The following is a 24,424-nucleotide window of genomic DNA, read 5'->3' as shown; positions in this document are numbered from 1 at the left end:
CGGAATGACCGGTACGCCGAGCGAATCTCCGCCCAGGCGGCCCGTCACGCTCGACGACGTCGCCCGGCATGCCGGCGTCTCCCAGCCGACCGCTTCGCGGGTACTGAACGGCAGCGCCCGGAAGGTCGCCGAGAGTTACAGAGAGCGCGTTCTCCAGGCCGCCCGGGAACTCGGCTACACCCCGAACCTGCCGGCCCAGGCGATGGCCCGCGGTACATCGAGAACCATCGCACTCGTGATCAGCCTGATCTCCGATCCGTACTTCTCCGCGATGGCGGCCGAGATCATGAAGCAGGCCGAGGCGCTCGGGCTGCACGTGTCGATCGCTGTCACCGAGCGACAGGCCGATCGCGAGCTCGACCTCGTGCGGGAGCTCCGCGGTCAGCAGCCCCGCGCGATCATCCTGGCCGGCACCGGGTACGTCGACCCGCCGTCCGAGCAGCAGTTGATCGACGAACTCAACCGCTACCAGGAGACAGGCGGCCGCGTCGTACTGATCAGCCGGTCGGATCTTCCGTTCGAGACCGTCGACTTCGACAATCACGAGGGATCGCGGCAGCTCGCTCGGGAGCTGGCCGCGCTCGGCTACCGGCGCTGCCTGGTGCTCGGCAGTGCGACTCCCCTGCTGTCGATGGGGCAACGAGTCGACGGCTTCGTCACAGGGCTGGTCGAGTCCGGTGTCGCCGATGCCGCGACCCGAGTCCACCGTCCGGGTTTCAGCTGGGCGGGAGCGCGTGAGTTCGTGCTCGGGCTGAGCGACGACGAGCTGCGCGACCTGCAACTCGTGTTCGCGGTGACGGACGACATGGCGCTGGGAGCCCTTGCGGGGTTGAGAGAGCGCGGTCTCCGGATCCCGGAGGACATCGGCGTGGCCGGCTTCGACGACATCACCACCTTGCGCGACGTCGTACCGAAGCTGACCACGGTGCACGTCGCGCTCAACGCGGTCGCGCAGGAGGCCGTGTACCGCGCGACCACGACCGACACCGTCCTCACCCGCAGGACAGTGCCGGCCTATCCCGTACTCCGGGCCAGCACGCCGCCGATCGGCTAGAGCTTCACCCCGCCACTGATCAGGTCGATCTTCCAGTAGCGCTGCAGGCTCAGGAAAAGGATCGCCAGCGGAACGATCGACACCAGCACGCCCGCGATCACGATCGAGTACTGCGCGGCCTGGCCGCCGGTGATGATCATCAGGCCGTAGAGCCCGAGCGTCAGCGGGTACAGGTGGTCGTTGTTGATCATCACGAACGGCAGCAGGAAGTTGTTCCAGATCCCGATGAACTGCAGCAGGAACACGGTCACCAGCGCCGGCAGCATCAGCGGCGCGCCGACCGACCGGAAGATCCGCCACTCACTGCCGCCGTCGATCCGGGCCGCCTCCATGATCTCGTCCGGCACCGACGCCTCGGCGTAGATCTTGCACAGGTAGATCGCGAACGGGCTGACCAGTTGCGGCAGCAACACCGACGCGTAGTTGTTGGTCATCCCGAACTTCGCCAGCAAGAGGAACTGCGGGATCGCCAGCATGATCTGCGGCAACAACACGGCCGCGACGATCGTCCGGAACAGCACGGTGCTGCCGACGAAGCGGTACTTGCCCAACGCGTACCCCGCGGCGCCGGCGATCGCAGTCGACAGCAACCCGCCGCCGATCGCGTAGATCACCGAGTTGAGTACCCAGCGGCCGAAGATGCCGTGGTTGTAGGTGAACAGCGCCCGCAGGTTCGTCCAGAATCCGCCGGTGAACGCCGGGACGAACGGCGCCGTGGAGAAGAGTTCGTCGTTGGACTTGGTGGACGCGATGACGATCCAGAGCACCGGAAGTACGCAGTACAAGGCGCCGATCAGCAAGATGATCGTGGGCGCCCAATTGATCCGCTGCCGACGTGACCGAACGTCCTGTACTGCGACCGACCGGGTCAGCTCCATCGTGGTCATCTGCTCTGCCTCCGGGTGATTCGGCGGCTGGCGACGTTGACCAGCACCGTCGCGGCGACCGTCATGGTGATCAGGATGAACGACGTCGCGGCGCCTTCGTAGATCGAATTGTTGACGAAGGCATCGGTATAGACCCGCATCAACGGGACCCAGGTGGACGAGATCGCGTTCGCCAGCGGCTTCAGCGTGGTCGGCTCGTTGAACAGCTGCAGCGCGCCGATCACGGAGAACAACGCCACCATCGCCACCGCCGGCGTGATCATCGGCAGCTTCACGCGGAGCGCTATCTGCAACTCCGAGGCGCCGTCGAGTTCGGCCGCCTCGAACAGCTCCTTCGGCAGACTCCGGACCGCGGTGTAGAGGATCACCATGTTGAAGCCGACGACTCCCCACACCACCACGTTCGCGACCGAGAAGAAGATTCCCCGGTTGCCGAAGTAGTCGACGACGTCGCCGCCGATCGGGCTCGTGGCCGGCAGATACATGAACCCCCACAACAGCGAGGCGACGACACCCGGTACGGCGTACGGCAGGAAGATCGCCAACCTGGCGAACCCGACCAGACGGGCGCGTTTCGCATCCAGGCAGAGCGCGAACACCACCGCCAGGATCACCGTCATCGGCACGCCGAAGGCCGCGATCAACAGCATCCTGGCCAGGCTCGCCCAGAACTCGCTGTCGGTCAGAGTCGCCGCATAGTTGGTGAAACCCGCGAACACCCCGGTCGGCTTGCCGCCGCCGAGCAGGCCGCGGCCGACCTTCATCCGGCGGAAGCTGAGGAAGATCGCGTAGACCGCCGGGGCGATCGTGAACAGGGCCAGCAGAACCACGGCCGGGGCGACCAGGAGGACCGGGAGCAGACCGCCACGCCCGCGGACTTTCGTCGCGGAGGTGGCAGCTGTGCTCCGGCCGAGAGCACGCGACTGGCTCATCTCAGCCGGCCACCTGGAAGCCCAGCTTCTTCATGTCGCTGACGGTGGCCTCCTGCATGGTGTCGAGAGCGCCAGAGAGCGCTGTCTTCTTCTGGAGCGCCGCTCCGAACGCGTTCGAGTACGAGTCGAAGGTGACGTTGGCGTTCGGACCCCAGATGTCGAAGGTCCGGACACCCTTCGAGACCGTCGCCATCAGCGTGTTGTAGTCGGGCTGCGTCGACATGAACGGCGGTGGCGTCTTCAGCACCGGCAGTTGCTGCCCCTGGCTGGAGGCCGGGAACACCTGCACGTTGCTGATCAGCGAACTCATCCCGGCCTCCGACGAGTTCATCCACTCGACGAACTTGGCCGCCTCGGCGGGGTGCTTGGAGTTGGCCGTGACCGCCTCGGTCTCGCCACCCCAGATGCCGACCGTGGTGTCACCGGCGGTCCAGGCCGGCAGCGGTATGGCGGCCCACTTGCCGGCCGTGTCCTTCGCGATCGACGGCAACTGGTTCGGCCCCCACTGCGCGCCGACCCAGCCGACGATGGTGCCGTTGTTCATATCGGTGTTCCACTGGGCCGACCAGTTCGGTTGCGGGCTCACCAGACCCTTGTTGATCAGGCCGTCCCAGTAATCGGCGACCTTCTTGCTGGCGGCATCGTTGATGTTCACGGTCCAGGTGTCGCCGTCGGCCTTCCACCAGTTGGCCCCGGCCTGCTGGGCGAGCCCGGCGAACCAGCCGGGGTCGGCGGCCGTGAAGTTCCCGATGAACTTCTTCGGGTCCGCCTTGTGGATCGCGGCCGCCGCCGCGGCGTACTCGTCCCAGGTCTTCGGCGGCTTCACCCCCAGCTTGTCGAAGACGTCCTTGCGGTAGAAGAACACCATCGGGCAGACGTTCTGCGGTACGCCGTACGTCTTGCCCTCGAACTTGACTTGAGAGAGCGCGTTCTTGTCGTACTTCGAGGCCAGATCCTGCACGTAGCCGTCGATCGGAACGACCACCTGGTTCGCGATCAGCGCCGGCAGCGCCTGGTACTCGACCTCGGTGACGTCCGGGTTGGTGCCGGCCTTGTTGTTGGTGATGAGCTTGTTGTAGAGCGTGTACCCGGTGCCGGACGGTTTGCTCAGCTTCACCTGGATGTTCGGGTTCAGCTTGTTCCACTCGTCGACGACCTTGTCCATGCCGCCGTCCCAGTTGACGTAGGTCAGCGTCACCTTCTCGGCGGCGCTACTCGACGTACTGGCGGCGGGCTTGTCGTCGGTGCCGGAGCAACCCGCCACGGCGAGTGTCACCGCGACCAGTACGCCGACCGCGGCGACGCTCTTGGGTGTCTTCATCTTCCGGACTCCTCGCCAACACCCCGTACCGAAGTTTGTGTTTTTGTCTTTGCTTTTCGCTTTTGTTCTTGTCATTTCGACGCCCAGGACGGGTAGGTGGTGGGAGTGGTCTGGATACCGATCCATTGCCGGTGGGTGTAGCCGGCCAACTGGCCCTCGCCGCCGTGCCGGGCGTAGCCGTCGTTCACATGGACCTCGTTGCTCTTCACCTTTTGGGCGAAGGCCAGACCACGCATCGGGTCGCCGGTGAAGACCGAGTTCATCAACGTGCGATGGCGGTTCACCAACTCGAGTGCTTCCGCCTCGCTGTCGACGACGGTGATCGGCATCACCGGCCCGAAGATCTCCTCGGTGAACACCGGCATCTGCGGGGTCACGCCGGTCAGCACCGCCGGCTGGTAGAACAATCCGTCGTACGTGCCACCTGTCGCGAGCTTCGCACCGGCCTCGATCGACGGCTTCACGAGCCCCTCGTCGAACCGCTGGAGCTGGGTCTCGCTGATGATCGGGCCCAGATCCACATCATCGCGCAGCGGATCGCCGACCCGGAGCTTCGAGACCCGCTCGACGACCGCCGCAGTGAACTCGTCGGCCATCTGCCGCATCACGATGTGCCGCCCGGAGGTGATGCAGGTCTGGCCCTGGTACCAAAGCGATGACCAGAGCGCACAGCTGACGGCCTGGTCGAGATCCGCGTCATCCAGCACGACGAACGCGTTGTCGCCGCCGAGCTCCGTCGCCGCGGCCCGGAAGTTCTTCCCGGCGAACGCCGCGATCTGCTGGCCGACCTCGAACGAGCCGGTGAAGTGAATGAGATCCAGGTCGGGATGCTCAGAGAGCCTTCTCCCCGTTTCCGGGCCGTCTCCGGGGACGACGTTGAAGACCCCCGCCGGTACGCCGGCTGCCTTCGCCGCCTCGGCCAGCACCTGACCGCCGGCGATCGGGGTGAGCTCGGCCGGCTTCAGCACCACCGCGTTGCCGTAGGCGAGCCCGGGCGCCAGGGCTCGCATCGCCAGGCTCATCGGATAGTTCCACGGCACGATCAGCCCGATCACGCCGAGCGGCACCGTCCGGGAGAGCGAGATCTTGCCGCTCTTGTACGGCGGCAGGATCGCGCCGGCGTTCTCGGTCAGCTGGGTCGCGGAGTTGAGCAACTGGTTGATCGACTGGCCGAGCTCTTCCTCGGCCTTTGCGGTCGTACCCCCGGTCTCGCGGACGATCAGCGTGATCAACTCGTCGTGCCGGTTCTCCAACTCCCGCGCGAACGCCCGGAGAATCTCGCTTCTCGTGTTCGCGTCGACCTCGGCCCATTCTGCCTGCGCCCGCCGCGCCGATCGCACCGCCCGGTCGACCTGCTCGGCCGACGCACTCCCGTACCGCGCGAACGCCTTCCCCGCCGCCTTGTCCAGCACCGGCGCCCACTCCGACGCCGGCGGTTCACACCACCCATCGATCCAGACCTGCGCCTCGTACTCCCACCACCCACCCGCCGAACCCGCCATCGACCGACCTCCACCTCACTGACCAGGAATGCGCTTTCCCGAAGGATTGCGCATTCCCACCACCCGGTCAAGACGCAATCGGAGGGCAGTTGAGCCGGTGGCCCGTCGGTCTGTACGACGATGCGGTCGCGGGCGAGCAGTTCGACCGAGCTCACCGACGCCGACATCGCGGAGCTCGACAGGTTCGCCTGACCAGCGGTCGACTAGCGCTCTCGGGAGAGCCAGGCCTCGCGGGTGATGGAGTAGATGGTGGCGTCGAACGGGACGCCGTCTTCGACCAGTTCGGTTTCGTGGTCGAAGGTCATACCCAGGCGTTTCATCACTGCGATGCTGTTGAGGTTCGGGGTGTCGGCGACGGCGATCACCCGGGGGTCGGAGCGTTCCCGGAACGCGTGGTCGAGCCAGGAGATGGCGGCTTCGGTGGCGTAGCCGTGCCCCCAGTACTCGCGCGCCAGGCGCCAGCCGACCTCGATCTCACCCGGGAACCATTCGTCGGGTCGCATCAGCCCGCAGGCGCCCAGAAAGGCGCCGTCGGAGCGGCGCTCGACGGCGAGGAATCCGATGCTCTCGGCAACATACCGCTGATTGGCGCCTGCCGTGATCTCGTCCGACTGCTCACGCGTCAGTGGTTCGCCGCCGAGGTACTTCATCACTTCTGGATCAGCGTTCATCGCGGCGAACGCCGGCCGGTCCTCATCGCGATAGGGCCTCAGCAGGAGGCGATCCGTCGTACGCATGTTTGTCTCCCCCCGTCTTGAAACCCATGTTCTCACCATGACCACGGAGCCGAGGGCAGCTACTTCGGTGCGGCAGGGCGGGTGGCGTAGAAGGCTACGGCCGCGGAGGAGGCGACGTTGAGGGAGTCGACGCCGCCTGCCATCGGGATGCGGACCGTCACGTCGGCCCGATCGAGTACGTGCTGCTTCAGGCCGTGCCCTTCCGTCCCGAAGATCAGTGCCAGTCGCTCGTGCTGTGCGCCCGCGAGCTCGTCGAGGCTGATCGAGTCATCGGTCAACGCGAAGGCGGCGGCCACGAAACCCCTGTCCTGCAAGGCTTGCAGCTCCCCCGGCCACGACGACAACCGCGTCCACGGCACCTGGAACACGGTCCCCATCGACACCTTCACCGAGCGCCGGTACAGCGGGTCGGCGCATGTCGGCGTCACCAGGACCGCGTCGACACCCATCGCCGCGGCGGCTCGAAAACCCGCGCCCACGTTGGTGTGATCGACGATGTCGTCCAGAATCGCCACCCGCGAAACGGCCGGCAACCCGTCGAGCAAGGTCTCCAACGACTCCGGCGCACGACGCCGGTACGACGCCAGCGCGCCCCGGTGCACGTGGAATCCGGTGACCTGCTCGGCCAGCTCCTCGGATACGAGGTACAAGGGTGTGGCGGGCCACTTCTCCAGTACGTCGGACAGCGACTCCAGCCAGCGCGGCGCGAGCAGGAACGACCGCGGCTCGTACCCGGCTTCGGCCGCGCGCCGGATCACCTTGTCGCCCTCGGCGATGAACAGCCCGTGCTCCTCCTCGAGCAGGCGGCGCAGGTTCACCTCCCGCAGCTGGACGTAGTCCGCGAGCCGCTCGTCAGCCGCGTCCTCCACCGGAACGAGCGTCATCCGAGACCGCGCTCCACCACGTTTCCGGAGGTTTCCCGGACCAGCTTCGCCACTTCCACGACGTTGCCGATGACAACGATCGCGGGGGCGCCGATACCTTCCGCCTCCATCGCGGCGGCGATCCCGGCGAGGTCCGAGGTGACCATGCGCTGGCCGGGAAGGGTGCCGTCGGCAATCGCCGCTGCCGGCGTGGCGGCTGACCGGCCGTGCTTGATCAGCGTTTCGGCGATCTTCGGCAGGTTCTCCACCGCCATCAGCAGAACCAGCGTGCCCTGCAACTGGGCCAGCGCCTGCCAGTTGATCAGCGAATCCGGATGACCCGGTGGGATGTGCCCCGACACCACGGTGAACTCGTGCGTCACCCCGCGATGCGTCACCGGGATGCCCGACACCGCCGGCACCGAGATCGAGCTGGTGATCCCCGGCACCACAGTCCAGCTCACGCCCGCCTCGGCGCACGCGATCGCCTCTTCGAAGCCGCGCCCGAAGACATAAGGATCGCCACCCTTGAGCCGTACGACGATCTTGCCCTGCTGGGCCCTGTCGACCAGGATCCGGTTGATCTCCTCCTGCTGAGCCGATCGGCCGCGAGGAAGCTTGGCCGCGTCGATCAGCTCGACCTCCGGATGCAACTCCTCCAGCAGCGGCTGCGGCGCCAGCCGGTCCGCGACCACGACGTCCGCCTCGGCGAGCAGACGCCGTCCGCGCACGGTGATCAGGTCCGGATCCCCCGGACCGCCCCCGACCAGATACACCCCCGGCTTCTTGTCCAGCGAGTCACGAGCTCCGAGCGCGCCAGTGCGCAACTCCTCCAGAATCGCGTCCCGTACGGCGGCCGACCGCCGGTGATCGCCGCCGCCGAGTACGCCGATGGTCACGTGATCGTGCTGCCCCGAGGCCGGCGTCCATGCCGTCGCACGGGACCGGTCGTCCGACCGGACGCAGAAGATCCGGCGCTCCTCCGCCTCGGCCGACACCTGATCGTTGACCTCGGCGTCGTCGGTCGCCACCACGACGTACCAGGCGCCGTCCAGATCGCCTGGCTCGTAGCCGCGCTCGACCCAGCGCAGGTCGGGGTTGGTGAGGAGACCCTCGATGGTCGGGGTGATCGCCGGCGAGATCAGTTCGATCTGCGCACCGGTCTCGAGCAGCCGCGGCAACCTCCGCTGCGCGACTCCCCCACCCCCGACCACAACCACTCGCCGCCCGGTCAGTACCAGCCCGGACAGATAAGGCGCGCTCTCGCTCACGCCACCCCTCCACCACTGGAGGCGCCGGGGGTGGCGTCTGCGGGGTCTTCGTTCGAGGTGATGCCGGCGGATTCGAAGGTGGCCATTTCGGTCAGAGCGCGGACGGCGCAGGTGAGGATGGGATAGGCCAGAACGGCGCCGGTGCCTTCGCCGAGCCGGAGATCCAGGTCGACGAGCGGCTGGAGGCCGAGCGTTTTCAGGGCTACCGCGTGGCCGGGCTCAGCTGAACGGTGGCCGGCGACGCAGTAGTCCATCGCGGCGGGATGCAGCGCCTGGGCGACCAGCGCGGCCGCGCCGGCGATCACGCCATCCAGGATCACCGGAACCCGGTGCGCTGCCCCACCAAGGATGTACCCCGCGAGGGCGGCATGCTCCAACCCGCCGTACGCCGCCAATGCACCGAGCGGATCAGACGCCGGTACTTCGTGGCGCGCGAGCGCGGCCGAGACGATCTCGGTCTTGTGGGCGAGCGTCGCATCGTCGATGCCGGTGCCCCGGCCGGTCACATCGGCAGCCGTCGCACCGGTGAAGGTCGCGATCAAGGCAGCGGACGCGGTCGTGTTGGCGATGCCCATGTCGCCGGTCAGCAGGCACCGATAGCCGTCACCGACGAGTTTGCCGGCCAGGTCGAAGCCGACCCCGATCGCGGCCCGGACCTCGTCGTCCGAGAGTGCGTTCTCCACGGAGAGATCGCGGGTCCCGGCGCGCACCTTCGCGTGCACGATGTCCAGCGCCTCGACATCCGAGGCGACGCCGACATCGACGACGCGAACGTCGACGCGGTTGTTGGCCGCGAAGGCGTTCACCGCGGCGCCCCCACCCGCGAAGTTCGCCAGCATCGCGGCCGTCACCTCTTGCGGCCACGGAGAGACTCCCTGCGCGTGCACACCGTGGTCAGCGGCGAACACCGTGACGACGGCAGGCGCAGGCACCTCGGGCGGGCAGACCCCGGTCATCCCGGCGACGCGGATCGACAACTCCTCCAGTACGCCGAGGGAACCGGCCGGTTTCGTCAGGCTGAGCTGACGCTCCGTGGCGGCTCGCATGGCTGCCTCGTCCGCTGGGCCGATCCCGGCCAGGTACTCCTCCACCGCAGGGTCCTCCCACTAGCCTTCACCGCCCCGGAGCCCTCGACTCCGGCGCGCGACCGCCTGGACGCGGCCAAGGACGATCTTCGCATCCCGGCGAACCCGCCCCGGACCGATCCCGCGATCTGTGGACAGTAATGTCGGAATCACCACATCGGACCACAGATCCGGAGGATCACGGATGTCGCTCGATCGGCCAGTCAGCCCGGACCCGTACGAACTGCTCCCGAAGGCCGGCTCCTTCACCGTCACCAGCACCGATGTCGCCGACGGTCAGCCGCTCGACGACGACCACGCCTTTGCCGGTGGCAACAGGTCGCCGCAGCTCGGCTGGGAGGGCTTCCCGGCGGAGACCAAGGGGTTCGTCGTCACCTGCTTCGACCCGGACGCGCCGACGCCGTCCGGTTTCTGGCACTGGGTGCTGGTCGGCCTGCCGGCCACGGTCACCGAACTGCCGACCGGCGCGGGCACGACCGAGCGGCTCGACAACGGCGCCTTCCACATCCGCACCGACTTCGGCACCAAGGCGTACGGCGGCGCTGCCCCGCCGCCCGGCGACCAGGTGCACCGCTACTACTTCGTCGTGCACGCGATCGACGTCGAGGCACTGGACATCGACGGCGACGCCAGCCCGGCCGTGGTCAGCTTCAACCTCGCCTTCCACACCCTGGCCCGCGCCATCATCACCCCGACCTACCAGATCGCCGAATAGGCGGTACGCCGCGGGAGCCCGCTCGCCGTCCACCACCGGACGGCGAGCGGAGCGCCCCCACCTCCATCACCGGACTGCGAGCGGAGCGCTCCCACCTCCATCACCGGACTACGAGTGGAGTGCTCTCACCTCCATCACCGGGCGAAGCGCATTCCCCACCCGCCCGAGCGAAGCGAGGTCCTTCTTCAGTCTTTGATACCGGACTGGGTCACGCCCTGGATCAGGTAGCGCTGGAGGAAGGCGAAGATCAGGACCAGCGGCAGGATCGACACCGCCACCGCCATGAACAACTCGTGGATATTGATCGTCTGCGCTGTCACGAAGGTGGACATGGCGACCTGGATCGTCCAGGACGAGGAATCCTGGCCGATCACGAGTGGCCACAGGAACGAGTTCCAGTTGCCGATGAAGGTGATGGCGGCCAGCGCGGCGAAGAACGGCAGCGAGTTCGGCACCACGATCCGCCAGAACGTCCCGAAATGTCCCGCGCCGTCGACCCGCGCCGCCTCCTCGAGTTCCCGGGGGAAATTGAGGAAGTACTGCCGGAACAAGAACGCCGCGAACCCACTGAACAACGTCGGGATGATGAGTCCCCGCAGTGTGCTCACCCAGCCGAGAGACGACACGACGATGAAGCTGGGAATGAACGTCACCGCACCCGGGATCATCAGCGTCGCCACGATCGCGTAGAACACCTTGTCGGCGTGCCGATAAGGGATCCGCGCCAATCCGTAGCCGGCCATCGAGGCCAGCAGCAACTGCCCGGCCGTCCCGAGAACGCCGACCACGGCCGAGTTGTACAGCGCTCTCGCCATCGGCACCTGGGTGTCGTTGAACAACTCCTTGATGTTGCCCCACTGCAGATGCTTGGGGAACAGCGTCCAGGACGGCGAGGTGATGTCCGACTCGGTGGACAGCGCGTTACGCAGTACGAGATAGAACGGCAGCAGGAACAGGATCACGGCGATGAACAACGCGATCCAGCGCAGAACCAGGGCCACCCGGCCGAGCGTGCTGCGCGAGTAGCCGATCGGTTGCGGGGCGCCGGTCGTACGATCGATGGCGGTCATCAGTCGCCCGCCTTTCCGAAGCCGAAGATCTTGTTCTGCAACAGCGTGACCAACATGATGATCACGGCCAGGATCAGCGCACCGGCCGAGCCGTGGCCGAGGTCCTGGATCGAGCCGAGCGAGATGCCGTACAGGTAGACCAGCGGCGGCCGGGCGAAGTTCACGTTGCCGATCAGGTTGTAGAACTCGTCGAACGCCTGGTAGGCGGCGATCAGGTTCAGGATCAGCACGGCGACCGAGGTCGCCCGCAACTGCGGCAGGGTGATGTAGCGGAAGGTCTGCCACCCAGGCTTGGCGCCGTCGACGTACGCCGCCTCGTACAGCGAAGGCGAGATGCGTTGCAGGCCGGCGATGAACAGGATCATGTAGAAGCCGAGCTGCAGCCACAGCCGCACCGTCACGATGGGAATCCAGTACCACGGCGGGTCGACCGTGGACAGCCAGGCGATCCCGTCGATGCCGAACCAGCCGAGGATCGTGTTCATCAGACCGAACCGGACGCCGTTGAAGATCGACAACCGCCAGATCAGCGAGGCCACGACGTACGAGCAGGCGGTCGGCAGGAAGAACACCGAACGGAAGAAGGCGCGGGCGATCTTGACCTGGTTCACCAGCAACGCCAGGGCGAGCGACAGCACGAACGTCAGCGGCACGATGAAGATCGCGAACAGCGTGAACGTGCCCAGGCTGGACAGGAAGTTGTGGTCGGTGAGCATGTCGACGTAGTTGCCGAAGCCGACGAACTTCGACGGGGTGACGGTGTTGTAGGCCTCGAAGAAGCTGAGGATCAGACTCCAGATGATCGGCAGGTAGGAGAAGATCAGCAGCCCGACCACGAACGGCCCGACGAACAGCCAGAACCACAGCGTGTTGCCCGCGATTCCTTTGGTACGCCGGGCGCCCCTCCGCGCCGACTCCCTGGGGACAGGGGCCGGCGCGGTGCGCGTGCTCATCCGAACAGCCGGCTCAGCTCGGCGTTGACCGTCTTCTCCGCCTTGCTGATCTCACCGGCCGGGTCGGCGCCCTTGCGGATGATGTTGGTGAGCATGTCGCCGAACGCCGTACCCATCTTCGGGGTCCAGGCCGGGTTGTCGGTGTGGCCGTAGTCGGCGTTGAGCTTCACGGTGTCGGCCGCGACGCCGTTCTGCAGCTTCGCAGCCTTGGCGGCCAGGCTCTTGCGGGGCGGGATGTGGAAGCCGTAGTTCAGCGACCAGTCCTCCTGGAAGTCCTGCTTGTCGATCCACAGCCACTTGACGAACTTCTTCGCCGCGTCCACGTTCGGGCTCTTCGCGGAGACGAACTGGGTCCAGCCGCCGGAGTACACCGCCGGTTTGCCCTGGGCGTCCAGCTTCGGGAAGGGGATCACGCCGAGGTCGTCGCCGAGAACCTTCTGCATGCCCGGCACCGCCCACATGCCGATCCACTGCATCGCACAGAGGTTCTGGTTGATCGCCCCGGGGTCGGTCCAGTCGGTCGGCGAACCGAGCAGGACGCTCTTGCTCGCGTACAGCTCGTGCAACTTGGAGAAGGCCTGCGCCGCCCGCTCACCGGTGAACCCGGGCTTGTGGTCGTCGGTCAGGTAGCTGCCGCCGGACGACCAGACCGCCGGGCCGCCGAGGGCCAGGCCGCCGTCGTTGCCGACGAAGATGCCCTTCACCTTGTTGGTGGTCAGCTCCTTCGCCGCGGCGATGAGGTCGTCCATCGTCTCCGGTGGCTTGATCCCGGCCTTGTCCAGCAGGCTCTTGCGGTAGTAGATGACCTGGGGGTCGACGATCATCCGGATGCCGTAGACCTTGCCGTCGACGGTGTTCGTTGCCAGGTCCCCCGGCTGGAAGTCGTCCTTGACGTCGGCGATGATGTCGTCCAGCGCGACCACCTGGTTGCTCTTGACCATGCCGATGTTGAGCTGGCTCTCGAAGACGTCCGGCCCCTTGTTCGACAGCAGACCGGACGACAGCTTGCTGCCGTAGTCACCCGGCGTCCACTGCACGCTGACATTGGCGTCGGTGTAGGCCTTGGCGTACTTCAGGGCGGCTTCCTTGGTGCCGGTCTCGCCGTACTGGTGGTACCACTGCGACAGGTTGACCTTGTTCCCGCCGCCGGAGTCGGATGGCCGGCCGGTATTGCCACCACAGGCAGCGGCGAAGGCGGCCAGGGCGGCCAGGCCGCCGGTGCGCTTGAGCAGGTCGCGCCGTGACATTCCCGGCGACGGCAGGTGAGCAGGCATGGAATACACCTCCGAAAGCGGCGCCGCGGCCCTGCGGCGCAAGCGGTTCCGGATTTACTTAACGGCGTTAAGCATCTCCGGTTTCGGACACGTTACAACTAACTCGAACATCGCAACAGTGCCGAGTGGTGACAGTTCGGGTACAGCAGCTGCCGACCATCCGGTACCCTGCGACATTACCGCTGGGTGAATCGTTGGAGAAGCGGCTTCACCCTGACGGAAAAGCCGCTCGTCCGCAAGACCGAAACGCTGACGGACCTGGCGATATCGCCATAAATGGACATCAACCGTCAGGTTCGAACGCTCGCGCGCAGTTGATGACAATTTTATGGGATTGCGATCCCAGTACCGCGTTACAGTGCCACCATGGCAGAGCTGACCGCCAAAGGGCGGGCTACCCGCGCACGAATTCTGGCGGTGGCAGCCGACCTGGTGCTGAAGCAGGGCGTGGCCGGCACGCAGATCGAGGATGTCCGCAAGGCGGCCGGCGTCAGTGGCTCTCAGATGACGCACTACTTCCGCGACAAACGGACGCTGATCAAGGACGTCATCGCCTGGCAGGCCGACAAGATGGTGCGGCTGCAGCAGACACCCGAACTCGATTCGTTTGCAGCCTGGCAGCGCTGGGCGGACCGGGTCGTCGAGCGGCAGGCCGCACGAGACTTCCAGGGCGGCTGCGACTTCGGCTCGCTGGCCGGTCAGCTGGTGGAGTCCGACGCCGAGACGCGCGCCGACCTCGCCGCCGGGTACGAGCAGTGGCTGGACCTGTTCCGGCGCGGCCTGGAGACGATGCGGGCGCGCGGAGAGTTGCGCGAGGACGCCGACCCCGACGTTCTCGCGCAGTCACTCCTTGCTGCTCTCCAAGGCGGCCTACTGCTCAGCCAGACCCTGCGCCGGGCCGATCCGCTCCGCAATTCCCTCGACGCGGCGCTCGCCTACCTGGGCAGCTACGCCGATCCCGGCCGCCGACCGGCCTGAGCTCAGAACTTCTCCCCCGCTTCCGCCTTCTTCACCAGCAGCGCCGGCGGGTCGAACCGCTCCCCGTACGCCGTGGCGAGCTCGCGGGCGCGCTCGACGAAGCCGGCGAGCCCACCGGCGTACGCGTTGATGTACTGCAGCGCGCCGCCGTGCAAGGGTGGGAAGCCGATGCCGAGGATCGAGCCGATGTTGGCGTCGGCAACCGAGCGCAGTACGCCCTCGTCGAGACACTTGACCGTCTCCAGCGACATCGCGAACGCGAGCCGCTCCTGCAGGTCGATCAAGGGCGGATCGACCTCGTCCTTGACGAAGTGCTCCCACAATCCCGGCCACAGGCGCTTCGGGCCGTCCGCGGGATAGTCGTAGAACCCTGCGCCGGCCGCCTTCCCGCGCCGGTCGAACTCGCTCACCAGCCGGTCGGCCACCGCCATCCCCGGGTGATCGTCGAAGGCGCCCGCACTGTCCCCGGCCGCCCGCGCGGCATCGCGGATCTTCATCGGCAGCGTCAGCGTCACCTCGTCGAGCATCGCCAGCGGCGGCGCCGGGAAGCCCAGCTGGGTCGCGGCGCGCTCGATCGTCACCGGGTTCACGCCCTCGGCAACCATCGCCGCACCCTCCATCACCAGCGTGCCGAAGACGCGGGAGGTGAAGAAGCCACGACTGTCGTTGACCACGATCGGTGTCTTCTTGATCTGCCGCACCACGTCGTAGGCCTGCGCGAGCGCCCGGTCGGAGGTCTTCTCCCCCACGATCAGCTCGACCAGCGGCATCCGGTCGACCGGCGAGAAGAAGTGCATCCCGACGAAGTCGTCCGGCCGGTCGATCCCGTCGGCGAGCGAGGTGATCGGCAGCGTCGACGTGTTCGAGCAGAGCAACGCGTCGGGCTCGACCACGCCGGCGATCTCGGCGAACACTTTCTGCTTGAGCTCCTCGCTCTCGAACACCGCCTCGATCACCAGGTCGCACCCGGCCAGGTCGTTCGGGTCCGCGGTCGGCGTGATCAGGCTGAGGAACTCCTCGACCTTGCCGGCCGTCGTCCGGCCCTTCTGCAGTTGCTTGGCGAGCAGCTTCTCGGAGTACGCCTTGCCCTTCTCCGCAGCCTCCAGCGAGACGTCCTTGAGAACGACCTCGATACCGGCCTTCGCGCAGACATACGCGATCCCCGCGCCCATCATCCCGGCACCGAGTACGCCGACCTTGCGAGCCTTGTACTGCGGTACGCCGGCCGGCCGCGACGCTCCGGCGTTGATCGCCTGGAGCTCGAAGAAGAACGCGTTGATCATGTTCTTCGCGATCTGGCCGGTCGCGAGCTCCACGAAGTACCGGGACTCGATCCGCGAAGCCGTGGCGAAGTCGACCTGGCTGCCTTCGACGGCAGCGCTCATGATCGCTCGGGGTGCTGGGTAGGGCGCGCCCTTCAGTTGCTTGCGCAGATTCGCGGGGAAGGCGGGGAGGAACGCGGCCAGCTTCGGCGAGGCCGGCGTACCGCCCGGGATCTTGTACCCGTCACGATCCCACGGTTGCTTGGCATCACCGTCGTACTCGTCGATCCATCGGTAGGCACTGCTCAGCAGTTCGTCCGCCGGGACGATCTCGTCGACGATGCCGACCGATTTGGCATGGGCCGGCTTCATCCGCTGGCCCTGAAGGAGGACCTTCAGCAGCGCGTCCTGAAGGCCGAGCATCCGGACCGTGCGGGTGACACCGCCGCCGCCCGGGAGCAGGCCGAGCGTCACCTCGGGAACGCCGAGCTCGATTCTGTTGTCATCGGCAACGATCCGGTGATGACAGGCGAGCGCGATCTCCAGCCCGCCGCCGAGGGCAGCACCGTTGATCGCGGCAACGACCGGTACGCCGAGGGTCTCCAGCGCGCGCAGTTGCCGCTTGACCTCCTCGATCGTGGCGAAGACCTCGGCCGCGTTCTCCGGCTGGATCCGCGACAGCATCTCCAGGTTGCCACCGGCGAAGAAGGTCTGCTTGGCGCTGGTGATCACGACACCCTTGATGGTGTCCTTCTCAGCCTGCAAGCGCTCCACGGTCGCGCCCATCGCGGCAAGATACGTGTCGTTCATGGTGTTCGCGGACGCGCCGGGGTCATCCATCGTCAAGGTGATGACGCCGTCGTCGTTCTTCCAGTCGATCATGCGGCCAGCCTCTCGATGATGGTCGCGACACCCATGCCGCCGCCGACGCACAGGGTGGCCAGGCCGTAGCGGAGCTCGCGTCGCTCCAGTTCGTCCAGCAGGGTGCCGATCAGCATGGCGCCGGTGGCGCCGAGCGGATGGCCGAGCGCGATCGCGCCGCCGTTGACGTTCACCTTCTCGTGCGGGACGCCGAGATCGGCCATGAAGTGCATCACCGCCGCGGCGAACGCCTCGTTCATCTCGAACAGGTCGATGTCGCCCACCTCCAGCCCCGCCTTCGCCAGCGCCTTGCGAGCGGCCGGTGCCGGACCGGTCAGCATGATGGTCGGATCAGCGCCGCTCACCGCGGTGGCGACCACCCGGCCGCGGGGAGCCTGACCCAGCGCCTCGCCGGCCTTTTCGTTGCCCACGACAACCAGTGCGGCGCCGTCGACGATGCCGGACGAGTTGCCCGCGTGATGCACGTGGTCGATCCGCTCGACCTTGACGTACTTCTCCAGCGCGACCGAGTCGAAGCCGCCGTGCTCACCGATCGCGGCGAAGGAGGCCGGCAGGCCGGCGAGCGTCTCGACCGTGGTGCCCGGCCGGACGAGTTGGTCATGGTCCAGGATCGGCAAACCGTTGCGGTCGGCAACGGGGACGACCGAGCGGGCGAAGTAGCCGTTGGCCCAGGCCTTGGCGGCCCGCGCGTGCGACTCGGCGGCGTACGCGTCGACGTCGCTGCGGGAGAAGCCGTCGATCGTGGCGATCAGGTCGGCGCTGACGCCCTGCGGGATGAAGTTCGTCCGGAGAGCGGTCTCTGGGTCCATAGCCCAGGCACCACCGTCGGAGCCCATCGGGACGCGCGACATGGATTCGACGCCGCCGGCCAGGATGAAGTCCTCCCAGCCGGAGCGGACCCGCTGCGCGGCCTGGTTGACGGCTTCGAGGCCGGAGGCGCAGAAGCGGTTGAGCTGCACGCCGCCGGTGGTCTCGGGGTAGCCGGCCGCGAGCACCGCCGTCCGGGCGATGTCCATGCCCTGGTCGCCGATCGGGGTGACGACACCGAGGACGACGTCGTCGATCGCGGCCGGGTCCAGCTCCGGATGGCGGGCGCGCAGCTCGGTCAGCAGACCGGTGATCAGCTGGATCGGCTTGACCTCGTGCAGGGCTCCGGTCGCCTTGCCGCGGCCTCGCGGGGTCCGGAACGCGTCGTACAGAAAGGCTTCGCTGGCTGAGGTCATGCTGATCCCGTCGTCAGACCGGTAGGGGCATCCCGATTATGACAGTGATGGTGTCACAGTGAACAAGTGCTGCCCACTATGATCTGCGCCATGCCTGTGTCACGGCCCTTGTCGCCCGTTCCTGCCGAGCCCACGCCGAGTGGCGAGCACGAAGCGACGCTGACCGTCGACGAACTGTCCGCCCGGGTCGGCATGACCGTCCGCACCCTGCGCTTCTACGCCGGCCGGGGCCTGATTCCCCCACCCGTACGCCGTGGACGCGTCGGGTACTACGGACCCGAGCACATCGCGCGCCTCGACCTGGTCCGTGAGCTGCAGGCGCACGGGTTCACGCTCTCCGCGATCGAGGGCTACCTGGACCGGATCCCCACCGACGCGACCCCGCAGGACATCGCGCTGCACCGCACCCTGCTGACGCCGTGGATGCGCGACCTGCCCGAGACGCTGGACCGCGCGACCCTCGTACGCCGTACCGGTCGCGACCTGACCGACGACGACATCGAGATGCTGGTCGCCCTCGGGGTGGTGGAGCCGACGCCGGACGAGGACGTGTTCCAGGTGGCGACCGCGCATCTCAGCCTCGGGGTGGAACTGCTCGACCTCGACCTGCCGGTGGAGGCCGTGCTCGACGCCGGGCGGATCTTCGCCGACCACGGCCGCGCGATCGCCGAGGAACTCACCGAGGTGTTCCGGACCAAGGTCTGGCCGCACTACCGCGATTCCGGTGGGCCGCCCGAGCACATCCAGCAACTCGTCGAGCGCTTCAAGCCGGTGACGATCCAGGGCCTCGTGCTCGCCTACGAGCGCGCCGTCGGCGAGACCCAGCGCGACACCATCCGCCGCTCGCGGACCAAACCGCCCCGGCGCTGAGAAAATCCTGACGCCGACCTGGACAACCGGTGGTCCAGGCCTCGCGTCGCAGCGGTATGAGGAAACTGCTGACCGTCGCCACCGCATGCGCCCTGACCGGCGCACTGTTGGTGCCGACGGCAACTATTGCCCGAGCTTCAGCACTCCATCCGGTCGGAACCGCAACATACGACCTCGGCGCCACCGCCTTCCAGCTTCCGCCTACCCAGGACGGTACGACGGCGCGCGCCGAGCTGACCGCAGTCGTGCACTACCCGAAGGACCTGGCTCACCACCGGTATCCCGTAGTACTGATGTCGCACGGGTCGTGGATCACCTGCGCGGACCGTCAGGCGTGGGACGAGCAGGACTATTCGAAGCTGGCCGCTTGGCCGTGTGCGAAGGGGACGCCGCCGCTGCCGAGTCAGCGTGGATACGACTACCTCGGCGAGAAGCTCGCTTCCCAAGGCATGATCGTGGTCTCGATCAGCGCGAAGGGCGTCGAACCGTCGTACCTGGGCCAGGACCAGGACGCGGCACGGGCCGCTCTGATCAGCAAGCACTTGTCGATGTGGCAGCGGCTGAGCGCGACCGGCGGCGGACCGCTGGCCGGCAAGGTGCTCGACCACGGCCGGCCGGTCGACTTCCGTGGACACGCGGATCTCACCGACGTCGGCCTGATGGGTCACTCACGAGGTGGCCGGGGCACGTTGCTCGAAGCCGCCGATGTGAACCAGCAGAACTGGCCGGCCGGGGTGAAGATCAAGGCCGTGGTTCCGCTCGCGGCGGCGGAGCCGTACGCCCCTGACGACAACCCGGACAACCCCGAGTACACGCCGTACCGGATCACCAACCTCCCCGTCGCCGTCTTCGTGGGGAGTTGCGACCGCGCGGTCGACGGACACCTTCGCTACCTCAACGCGCACAACACCGCGCCGGTCTACGAGTACTACGTGCACGGGGCGAACCACGACTTCTACAACACCCAGTGGTCCCCGTCGAGCGGCCAGGTCGGCGCGTACGACGATGCCGCGACACCCAACCCGCCGAAGCCCGGTTACTGCACCTCGGACGACGACCCGCACCGCGCCGACAAGCAACTGACCGAAACCCAACAGCGGTTGGTGGCATCTACCTATCTGTCAGCGTTCTTCCGGCGGTACCTGCTCGGCGACCGGACGGCCGACCCGATCCTCACCGGCTCGGTCCAGCCACTGCGATCCTTCGCCCGGCTCGACATCCGGAAGGACCTGCCGTAGGACCCGCCTGGTCCGGTCATGCCCGACCGGACCAGGCGGATTACTCGGCGTTTGACACCCGTAGATACGTCAGGCCGCGAAGGTCGAGGTAGGTGTCGGTGGGGGTGTTGACGACGCGAAGCAGTACGCCGTCGCAGCCGCTGCACCGCGCAACCATGCCCGGCGCATCCACATACACCCGCGCTTCGGCGAAGACCCCGGTCCGACCGCAGCCGTTGCAGCGGGCGACCGCGGCGGTGAGGTCGACCGCGAACACCTCTCGCAGCGCACCGGCCGCGGCATTGCCGTCCAGGTAGGTCGGAACATCGGCGGTCATCGCGGTCCTCCTGTGGGTCCGAAGCGTTCGGTTTTCACGCGGGCCGGGTCGTGACCGGCGGCCACGAGCAGATCGGCGACCGCCTCCACGAAAGGCGTCGGGCCGCAGACGTACGTCGTCGGCTCGTCCTTCGGGGTGAACGTGATGGCGTCGAGCAGGTCGGCGTCGACCCGGCCGACGCGCGGCTCGCCGGGTGGGGCCTCCCGGGTGTAGGCGAAGGTGACCTCGACATCGTCCGAGGCCGCGATCTCCTTCAGGTCGCTCAGATAGATGACCGACGTCGGCCTGCGGACGGAGTACAGGAGTTTGGCCGGGGGCGTGCCGCCGGCGGCCGCGTGCGCGCGCAGGATCGCCATCAGCGGCACGACGCCCGATCCCCCGGCGATGAGCTGGATCGGGCCGGCCTGCTCCGGCCGCCAGACGAACCAGCCGCCGACCGGACCCCGCACCTCGAGCGGATCGCCGACCTTCAGCACCTCGACCAGGTACGGCGAAACCTCGCCGTCGGGCACCTCCTCGACCGTCAACTCGATCGTCTCGCCGGTCCAGGCGGACGCGAGCGAGTACGACCGGGAGGCGCGATACCCGTCCGGTGCCGTCAGCCGTACGTCGAGATGCTGGCCGGCCAGGTGGCCAGGCCAGTCGGGGACGTCGACGACCAGTGTCCGGGCGGTCGCCGTCTCCTGGCGGATCTCGGTGACCGTGCCGACCTGCCAGGTCAGTCGCCGGCGTAGCGCTGTTCTTTCCATGGGTCTCCGTACTCGTGATACCCGACGCTCTCCCAGAACCCGAGATCGTCCGTGTCGGACAGGACCAGGCCGCGCACCCACTTGGCGCTCTTCCACAGGTACAGGTGCGGGACCAGCAACCGGGCCGGCCCGCCGTGCTCGGGGTTCAGCGGCTCGCCGTCGTACTCGTAGGCGATCCAGGCCTGGCCGTCGAGCAGGTCTTCCAGCGGGAGGTTCGTGGTGTAGCCGCCGTAGCTGTGGGCCATCGCGAAGTCGGCGCCGGTTTCGACATCGGCCAGCAGGGTGTCGAGCGAGACGCCCTTCCAGTCGGTGCCGAGCTTCGACCAGCGGGTGACACAGTGCAGGTCCCGGGTGATCTCCTCGGCCGGCAGCGAGGTGAAGGTGGCCCAGTCCCAGCGGTGCACCTCGCCGGTCTCGGTGGTCACGGTGAACTCCCAGTGCTCCGGGAGGATGTGCGGAGTCGGGCCTGCCGACAACACCGGGAACTCATGGGTCAGGTACTGCCCGGGCGGCAGCTCCGTCCCACTCCTGCGACGTCCGGTGAACCCCGGCGACACGATGTCCATCAGGGACCTCCCTCGGCTCGAACTGCTGAGGGAAGTCAACCACGACTGCCGTCAGCCGGCGACGCCGGTGAAGGTCAATTGGAGGATTGTGTCGACCTGCGCCTCGGTGACCGGGCGGGTGTGCAGGAGCAGGCGGTAGTACAACGGTGCGTACAGCAGCTCGACGACGTCCTGCGGGTCGAGGTCGGCTCGCAGATCGCCGGACTTCTGCGCCTTCTCCAAGCGCTCCACGCACAGGTCGACGCGAGGTTTGATGACCGTGTCGACGACGGCGGCGGCGATCTCGGGATCGCTCTGGGCGGCGGCGATCAGACCGCGGCTGTACGCGGAGAACATCGGGTCGTTGAAGGCGTGGACGACCAAGGTCATCTGCGTGCGCAGGTCGGCGACGACGTCGCCGGTGTCCGGGAAGTCGAGCGTGTCGACGGCCCGCTCCATCAGGGCTTCGAGCAGGATCGCCGCTTTGGACGGCCACCAGCGGTAGATCGTCTGCTTGCCCACCCCGGCCCGCTTCGCGATGCCTTCCATCGTCAGGCCGGCGAACGACTGCTGCTGGCACAGCTCGAGGGCCGCCTCGAGGATCGCCTGGCGGGCTCGTTCGCTACGACGGTCGGGATTCGGGCTGGTCATGTCTGCAGAGCTTACAACAAGACGAGACGTTGTGTCTTGACAGTGGACTAGACCGAGACGTAGCGTCTCGCCATGAGACGAGACGTCTCGTTGACCAGCTAAGGAGAGAACCATGCCGGAATCCGTCGTCCGCCGGTACGCAGGCCTGTTCGGGATCATCGCGAGTGCGCTGATCGTCGTCCAGGTGCCGCTCTACTTCCTCTACTCCGGCGCGCCGCCGGACTGGAACATCCTGACCCGCAGCCTGATCGGCATCACCGGCTGCGTCTTCTACATCCTGTTCTTCACCGGCCTGCGGCAGCTGATCCATCAGGTCGACGTCGCGTCGGACTGGATCTCCGGCGTGATCCAGGCAGCCGGGCTGCTCTGGGTGGCGATGGTGTTCGTCCCCCAGTCGATGGAGGCCGGCGCCGCCATCTCGGTCGACCACGACATCGACACCACCAAGGAGGGCCCGTTCGCGGCCGCGCAGTACCTGATGCAGGGGCTGATCTCGCGCCTGCTGATGGGACTGTTCCTGATCGCACTCGGCATCGTCGTACTACGGCTGCGCCTGCTCCCCAAGTGGGTCGGCCGGTCCGCGCTCGTCCTCGCCGCGATCAACCTGGCGTTCGTCCCCGCGATCTACTCCAATGACAACCCGTCCAATTTCTACGCCGTCCAAGGCTGGGGTACCACGGCCAGCATGGGCATGCTCTGGAGCCTGTGGACCCTCGCGGTGAGCATCAGCATCCTCCGCAGCGCCCGCCGCACCCCCACGCTCACCACCTCCCCCACGCGGATTGCTTCCGCAGCTGCCTGAACCCCCCAGTCCTCCGGGCCCCGCCCCGCCCGGAGCACCGGGCGTTCAGATGCCCATGGTTCGGCCGATGATTTCTTTCATGATTTCGGTCGTGCCGCCGTAGATGGTCTGGATGCGGGTGTCGAGGTAGGCCTTGGCGATCGGGTACTCGGTCATGTAGCCGTAGCCGCCGTGGAGTTGGAGGCAGCGGTCGACGACCTTCTGCTGGAGTTCGGTGGTCCACCACTTCGCCATCGCGGCGTCGGAGACGGACAGGGTGCCGGCGTTGAGTTCCTCGATGCAGCGGTCGACGAAGACCCGGGCGATCTGGGTTTCGGTGGCGAGTTCGGCGAGCACGAAGCGGCTGTTCTGGAAGGAGCCGATCGGCCGCCCGAACGCCTTGCGGTCCTTCACGTACCGCAGGGTGCTCTCGATCACCGACTCGCACGCCGCCACCGCGACCACCGCGATCGCGAGCCGTTCCTGGGGCAGCTTCTCCATCAGACAGACGAAGCCCTTGCCCTGCTCGCCGAGCAGGTTCGCGACCGGCACCCGGACATCGTCGAAGAACAGTTCGGCGGTGTCCTGCGCCTTCAGCCCGATCTTGTCCAGGTTCCGGCCGCGCTCGAAACCGGGCATCCCGCGCTCGACCACCAGCAACGAGATGCCCTGGTACCCGGCCGACGGGTCGGTCTTGGCGACGACGATCACCAGGTCGGCGAGGATGCCGTTGGAGATGAAGGTCTTCTGGCCGTTCAGCACATAGTCGTCGCCGTCGCGGATCGCCGTCGTCTCGATCCCCTGCAGATCGCTGCCGGCGCCGGGCTCGGTCATCGCGATCGCCGTGATCAACTCACCACTGCAGAAGCCGGGCAGCCAGCGCGCCTTCTGCTCGTCGTTCGCATAGTCCAGCAGGTACGCCGAGACGATGTCGACGTGGATCGCAAAGCCGGGCCCACTCGCCCGCGACCTGGTCAGTTCCTCGCCCACGACGGCGTTGAACCGGAAGTCCCGGGCACCGCCACCGCCGTACTCCTCCGGCATCATGAATCCGAGCAACCCCGCTGCGCCCGCCGCGGTCCACAGGTCGCGCGGCACGATGCCGGCCTCCTCCCAGCTCTCGTGGTGCGGCAGGATCTCCTTGTCGCAGAAGGCGCGCACGGTCTCCCGGAACGCATCGTGATCGGCATCGAAGAGGTGACGTTCCACGGGCGATTCTCCTGTCTGTACAGCGATTCCAACGCTTGTCCCGTACTGCGGGCGCC

The 24,424-nt window shown here is 67.2% G+C and carries 24 protein-coding genes; 6 read left to right on the top strand and 18 right to left on the bottom strand.

Annotated elements, in window-relative coordinates:
• The first annotated feature begins 4 nt into the window (after positions 1–4).
• Positions 5–1,054, top strand: a complete 1,050-nt coding sequence (locus EV138_RS32795) for a LacI family DNA-binding transcriptional regulator (RefSeq protein ID WP_133983759.1) — start codon at positions 5–7, stop codon at positions 1,052–1,054.
• Here the strand turns inward: EV138_RS32795 and EV138_RS32790 are convergent.
• The 8 genes from EV138_RS32790 to cobT all read right to left on the bottom strand — a co-directional run bounded on the left by EV138_RS32790 (position 1,051) and on the right by cobT (position 9,658).
• Positions 1,051–1,941 carry a carbohydrate ABC transporter permease gene (locus EV138_RS32790; protein ID WP_133983757.1) on the bottom strand — a complete coding sequence of 297 codons (891 nt, stop codon included), beginning with the start codon at positions 1,939–1,941 and terminating at the stop codon, positions 1,051–1,053. The two genes, EV138_RS32795 and EV138_RS32790, sit on opposite strands and share 4 nt — an antisense overlap.
• Positions 1,938–2,873, bottom strand: a complete 936-nt coding sequence (locus tag EV138_RS32785) for a carbohydrate ABC transporter permease (RefSeq protein ID WP_133983755.1) — start codon at positions 2,871–2,873, stop codon at positions 1,938–1,940. Before EV138_RS32785 ends, EV138_RS32790 begins: the two co-directional genes overlap by 4 nt.
• Before the next feature lies 1 nt (position 2,874).
• Positions 2,875–4,194, bottom strand: coding sequence for an ABC transporter substrate-binding protein (locus EV138_RS32780; protein ID WP_133983753.1), 1,320 nt, complete (start codon positions 4,192–4,194; stop codon positions 2,875–2,877).
• A gap of 71 nt (positions 4,195–4,265) precedes the next feature.
• Positions 4,266–5,696 carry an aldehyde dehydrogenase family protein gene (locus tag EV138_RS32775; RefSeq protein WP_133983751.1) on the bottom strand — a complete coding sequence of 477 codons (1,431 nt, stop codon included), beginning with the start codon at positions 5,694–5,696 and terminating at the stop codon, positions 4,266–4,268.
• A 203-nt stretch (positions 5,697–5,899) separates the two neighbouring features.
• Positions 5,900–6,433 (bottom strand): GNAT family N-acetyltransferase, encoded by a 534-nt coding sequence (locus EV138_RS32770; RefSeq protein ID WP_133983748.1) that lies wholly within the window; start codon positions 6,431–6,433, stop codon positions 5,900–5,902.
• A 59-nt stretch (positions 6,434–6,492) separates the two neighbouring features.
• On the bottom strand, positions 6,493–7,317 hold the full coding sequence (locus EV138_RS32765) for a TrmH family RNA methyltransferase (RefSeq protein ID WP_133983746.1): 825 nt from the start codon (positions 7,315–7,317) through the stop codon (positions 6,493–6,495).
• Positions 7,314–8,567: a uroporphyrinogen-III C-methyltransferase gene (gene cobA / locus EV138_RS32760; protein WP_133983744.1), complete on the bottom strand. Its 1,254-nt coding sequence runs from the start codon at positions 8,565–8,567 to the stop codon at positions 7,314–7,316. Before cobA ends, EV138_RS32765 begins: the two co-directional genes overlap by 4 nt.
• Positions 8,564–9,658 carry a nicotinate-nucleotide--dimethylbenzimidazole phosphoribosyltransferase gene (gene cobT, locus EV138_RS32755; protein ID WP_133983742.1) on the bottom strand — a complete coding sequence of 365 codons (1,095 nt, stop codon included), beginning with the start codon at positions 9,656–9,658 and terminating at the stop codon, positions 8,564–8,566. Before cobT ends, cobA begins: the two co-directional genes overlap by 4 nt.
• A 178-nt stretch (positions 9,659–9,836) precedes the next feature.
• Between cobT and EV138_RS32750 the strand changes: the two genes are divergently transcribed.
• On the top strand, positions 9,837–10,367 hold the full coding sequence (locus EV138_RS32750) for a YbhB/YbcL family Raf kinase inhibitor-like protein (protein ID WP_133983740.1): 531 nt from the start codon (positions 9,837–9,839) through the stop codon (positions 10,365–10,367).
• A gap of 185 nt (positions 10,368–10,552) precedes the next feature.
• Here EV138_RS32750 and EV138_RS32745 read toward each other — a convergent pair whose 3' ends face one another.
• Genes EV138_RS32745 through EV138_RS32735 form a run of 3 tightly spaced genes read right to left on the bottom strand, consistent with a single transcriptional unit; the run spans position 10,553 to position 13,664 of the window.
• Positions 10,553–11,437 (bottom strand): carbohydrate ABC transporter permease, encoded by an 885-nt coding sequence (locus EV138_RS32745; RefSeq protein WP_133983738.1) that lies wholly within the window; start codon positions 11,435–11,437, stop codon positions 10,553–10,555.
• Complete coding sequence (locus EV138_RS32740; protein ID WP_133983736.1) at positions 11,437–12,390, bottom strand: carbohydrate ABC transporter permease; 954 nt, start codon at positions 12,388–12,390, stop codon at positions 11,437–11,439. The genes EV138_RS32745 and EV138_RS32740 overlap by 1 nt, the downstream gene beginning before the upstream one ends.
• Entirely contained in the window at positions 12,387–13,664 is a 1,278-nt protein-coding gene (locus EV138_RS32735; protein WP_133983734.1) for an ABC transporter substrate-binding protein, read from the bottom strand. Before EV138_RS32735 ends, EV138_RS32740 begins: the two co-directional genes overlap by 4 nt.
• 366 nt (positions 13,665–14,030) lie before the next feature.
• Here EV138_RS32735 and EV138_RS32730 point away from each other — a divergent pair, with 366 nt between their 5' ends.
• Complete coding sequence (locus EV138_RS32730) at positions 14,031–14,642, top strand: TetR/AcrR family transcriptional regulator (RefSeq protein WP_133983732.1); 612 nt, start codon at positions 14,031–14,033, stop codon at positions 14,640–14,642.
• A gap of 2 nt (positions 14,643–14,644) precedes the next feature.
• Here EV138_RS32730 and EV138_RS32725 read toward each other — a convergent pair whose 3' ends face one another.
• Positions 14,645–16,786 carry a 3-hydroxyacyl-CoA dehydrogenase NAD-binding domain-containing protein gene (locus EV138_RS32725; RefSeq protein WP_133983730.1) on the bottom strand — a complete coding sequence of 714 codons (2,142 nt, stop codon included), beginning with the start codon at positions 16,784–16,786 and terminating at the stop codon, positions 14,645–14,647.
• Complete coding sequence (locus tag EV138_RS32720; protein WP_133983728.1) at positions 16,783–18,009, bottom strand: acetyl-CoA C-acetyltransferase; 1,227 nt, start codon at positions 18,007–18,009, stop codon at positions 16,783–16,785. Before EV138_RS32720 ends, EV138_RS32725 begins: the two co-directional genes overlap by 4 nt.
• 90 nt (positions 18,010–18,099) lie before the next feature.
• On the opposite strand from EV138_RS32720, the gene EV138_RS32715 reads away from it, so the two are divergent.
• Positions 18,100–18,879, top strand: coding sequence for a MerR family transcriptional regulator (locus tag EV138_RS32715; protein ID WP_133983726.1), 780 nt, complete (start codon positions 18,100–18,102; stop codon positions 18,877–18,879).
• Between the two features lie 56 nt (positions 18,880–18,935).
• A complete protein-coding gene (locus EV138_RS32710; RefSeq protein WP_133983724.1) occupies positions 18,936–20,117 on the top strand; it encodes an alpha/beta hydrolase in 1,182 nt (393 codons plus the stop codon).
• A 40-nt stretch (positions 20,118–20,157) separates the two neighbouring features.
• On the opposite strand, the gene EV138_RS32705 is transcribed toward EV138_RS32710, so the two are convergent.
• From EV138_RS32705 to EV138_RS32690, 4 genes are read right to left on the bottom strand one after another with little or no spacing between them, the layout of a single operon-like run.
• A complete protein-coding gene (locus EV138_RS32705) occupies positions 20,158–20,433 on the bottom strand; it encodes a DUF6510 family protein (protein WP_133983722.1) in 276 nt (91 codons plus the stop codon).
• Entirely contained in the window at positions 20,430–21,182 is a 753-nt protein-coding gene (locus EV138_RS32700; RefSeq protein WP_133983720.1) for a ferredoxin reductase, read from the bottom strand. Before EV138_RS32700 ends, EV138_RS32705 begins: the two co-directional genes overlap by 4 nt.
• A complete protein-coding gene (locus EV138_RS32695) occupies positions 21,152–21,748 on the bottom strand; it encodes a sulfite oxidase-like oxidoreductase (protein ID WP_133983718.1) in 597 nt (198 codons plus the stop codon). The genes EV138_RS32700 and EV138_RS32695 overlap by 31 nt, the downstream gene beginning before the upstream one ends.
• 51 nt (positions 21,749–21,799) lie before the next feature.
• Positions 21,800–22,378 carry a TetR/AcrR family transcriptional regulator gene (locus EV138_RS32690; protein WP_166678839.1) on the bottom strand — a complete coding sequence of 193 codons (579 nt, stop codon included), beginning with the start codon at positions 22,376–22,378 and terminating at the stop codon, positions 21,800–21,802.
• Between the two features lie 112 nt (positions 22,379–22,490).
• Here EV138_RS32690 and EV138_RS32685 point away from each other — a divergent pair, with 112 nt between their 5' ends.
• Positions 22,491–23,180: a hypothetical protein gene (locus EV138_RS32685; protein WP_133983714.1), complete on the top strand. Its 690-nt coding sequence runs from the start codon at positions 22,491–22,493 to the stop codon at positions 23,178–23,180.
• Between the two features lie 45 nt (positions 23,181–23,225).
• On the opposite strand, the gene EV138_RS32680 is transcribed toward EV138_RS32685, so the two are convergent.
• Positions 23,226–24,368: an acyl-CoA dehydrogenase family protein gene (locus tag EV138_RS32680; protein WP_133983712.1), complete on the bottom strand. Its 1,143-nt coding sequence runs from the start codon at positions 24,366–24,368 to the stop codon at positions 23,226–23,228.
• Positions 24,369–24,424: the final 56 nt, after the last annotated feature.

The organism is Kribbella voronezhensis (assembly GCF_004365175.1).
GTDB lineage: Bacteria > Actinomycetota > Actinomycetes > Propionibacteriales > Kribbellaceae > Kribbella > Kribbella voronezhensis.
This window is presented reverse-complemented; position numbering and strand designations above follow the sequence as displayed.

What these genes read in the sequence shown, in the direction of transcription:
- EV138_RS32795 (WP_133983759.1), top strand. Translation starts at nt 5, where the DNA reads ATGACCGGTACGCCGAGCGAATCTCCGCCCAGGCGGCCCGTCACGCTC.
- EV138_RS32790 (WP_133983757.1), bottom strand. Translation starts at nt 1,941, where the DNA reads ATGACCACGATGGAGCTGACCCGGTCGGTCGCAGTACAGGACGTTCGG.
- EV138_RS32785 (WP_133983755.1), bottom strand. Translation starts at nt 2,873, where the DNA reads ATGAGCCAGTCGCGTGCTCTCGGCCGGAGCACAGCTGCCACCTCCGCG.
- EV138_RS32780 (WP_133983753.1), bottom strand. Translation starts at nt 4,194, where the DNA reads ATGAAGACACCCAAGAGCGTCGCCGCGGTCGGCGTACTGGTCGCGGTG.
- EV138_RS32775 (WP_133983751.1), bottom strand. Translation starts at nt 5,696, where the DNA reads ATGGCGGGTTCGGCGGGTGGGTGGTGGGAGTACGAGGCGCAGGTCTGG.
- EV138_RS32770 (WP_133983748.1), bottom strand. Translation starts at nt 6,433, where the DNA reads ATGCGTACGACGGATCGCCTCCTGCTGAGGCCCTATCGCGATGAGGAC.
- EV138_RS32765 (WP_133983746.1), bottom strand. Translation starts at nt 7,317, where the DNA reads ATGACGCTCGTTCCGGTGGAGGACGCGGCTGACGAGCGGCTCGCGGAC.
- EV138_RS32750 (WP_133983740.1), top strand. Translation starts at nt 9,837, where the DNA reads ATGTCGCTCGATCGGCCAGTCAGCCCGGACCCGTACGAACTGCTCCCG.
- EV138_RS32745 (WP_133983738.1), bottom strand. Translation starts at nt 11,437, where the DNA reads ATGACCGCCATCGATCGTACGACCGGCGCCCCGCAACCGATCGGCTAC.
- EV138_RS32740 (WP_133983736.1), bottom strand. Translation starts at nt 12,390, where the DNA reads ATGAGCACGCGCACCGCGCCGGCCCCTGTCCCCAGGGAGTCGGCGCGG.
- EV138_RS32735 (WP_133983734.1), bottom strand. Translation starts at nt 13,664, where the DNA reads ATGCCTGCTCACCTGCCGTCGCCGGGAATGTCACGGCGCGACCTGCTC.
- EV138_RS32730 (WP_133983732.1), top strand. Translation starts at nt 14,031, where the DNA reads ATGGCAGAGCTGACCGCCAAAGGGCGGGCTACCCGCGCACGAATTCTG.
- EV138_RS32725 (WP_133983730.1), bottom strand. Translation starts at nt 16,786, where the DNA reads ATGATCGACTGGAAGAACGACGACGGCGTCATCACCTTGACGATGGAT.
- EV138_RS32720 (WP_133983728.1), bottom strand. Translation starts at nt 18,009, where the DNA reads ATGACCTCAGCCAGCGAAGCCTTTCTGTACGACGCGTTCCGGACCCCG.
- EV138_RS32715 (WP_133983726.1), top strand. Translation starts at nt 18,100, where the DNA reads ATGCCTGTGTCACGGCCCTTGTCGCCCGTTCCTGCCGAGCCCACGCCG.
- EV138_RS32710 (WP_133983724.1), top strand. Translation starts at nt 18,936, where the DNA reads ATGAGGAAACTGCTGACCGTCGCCACCGCATGCGCCCTGACCGGCGCA.
- EV138_RS32705 (WP_133983722.1), bottom strand. Translation starts at nt 20,433, where the DNA reads ATGACCGCCGATGTTCCGACCTACCTGGACGGCAATGCCGCGGCCGGT.
- EV138_RS32700 (WP_133983720.1), bottom strand. Translation starts at nt 21,182, where the DNA reads ATGGAAAGAACAGCGCTACGCCGGCGACTGACCTGGCAGGTCGGCACG.
- EV138_RS32695 (WP_133983718.1), bottom strand. Translation starts at nt 21,748, where the DNA reads ATGGACATCGTGTCGCCGGGGTTCACCGGACGTCGCAGGAGTGGGACG.
- EV138_RS32690 (WP_166678839.1), bottom strand. Translation starts at nt 22,378, where the DNA reads ATGACCAGCCCGAATCCCGACCGTCGTAGCGAACGAGCCCGCCAGGCG.
- EV138_RS32685 (WP_133983714.1), top strand. Translation starts at nt 22,491, where the DNA reads ATGCCGGAATCCGTCGTCCGCCGGTACGCAGGCCTGTTCGGGATCATC.